The sequence below is a fragment of the Nonomuraea longispora genome (assembly GCF_004348345.1).
Lineage (GTDB): Bacteria > Actinomycetota > Actinomycetes > Streptosporangiales > Streptosporangiaceae > Nonomuraea > Nonomuraea longispora.
This window is the reverse complement of record NZ_SMJZ01000449.1, coordinates 1-839: the sequence shown is the minus strand read 5'-3', so window position 1 is coordinate 839 and position 839 is coordinate 1. Positions and strand designations below refer to the sequence as shown.

The window sequence follows — 839 nt, the reverse complement described above, 5'->3', positions numbered from 1 at the left end:
CCGCCCGCACCCTCCACCCCGCCACCGTCGCCCTGGTCGCCACCACAGCCAAACTGGCCGAGTCCCAGCTCGCCCTGCGCATGCACGAACGCGACGAGCACCTGCGCCGCCGCTACGAAGCGCTGCGCGGGCGGCCAGGCATCCTGCTGTCGTCCACCGGCCGCGTCATCTCCGGCGACCCGTCAGGCTGCCTCGGCGAACGCGTCCCCCTCGCCAACCAGGCCCAGCGCATGCTCCTCAGAGACGGCTCCGTCGCCCTGATCGAGCCCTTCTCCAGCGGCTTCCTCCTGCGCCCCTCGCCGTCCACCACGCCGCCGACCCTGACCATGGCGTTCCTCGGCGAACGCACCCCCACCGCCACCTTCGGCGACCGCGAACAACCCCTGTCACTCCGGCACGCCGAGATCCTCGCCCTCCTGGCGCTGCACCCCCACGGGCTGACGGCCGAGCAACTGTCGTTCCTGCTCTACGGCGACGACGGCAACCCCGTGACGATCAGGGCGGAGATCCACCGGCTGCGCGCCCAGTTCGGCAACGCGATCGCGGCCAAACCGTACCGGCTGACCTGCCCCGTCGAGGCCGACTTCCTGGAGCTGCGCCGCCACCTCGCCGCCGGCGACCCGGCGGCGCTGGCCCGCGCCTACTGCGGCCCGCTGCTGCTGCGTTCGGAGTCGCCGGAGATCCGCAGGGAACGCGACGAGATCGAGGCCCAGGTACGCGCCTGCATGCTGCGGCGCGGCACACCCGGCGACCTGTGGGCGTACGCGCAGACCTGTAACGGGCGCGAGGACTACGAGGTGCTCGAACGTCTCGCCGCCCTGCCGCCCACCGACCCCCGC

Annotated in this window: 1 protein-coding gene; it reads left to right on the top strand. The window is 73.1% G+C overall.

Annotation, left to right across the window (positions count from 1 at the left end):
- Positions 1-839 (top strand): helix-turn-helix domain-containing protein (locus E1267_RS45230; RefSeq protein ID WP_165960140.1); only part of this gene is annotated, 839 nt, incomplete at both ends.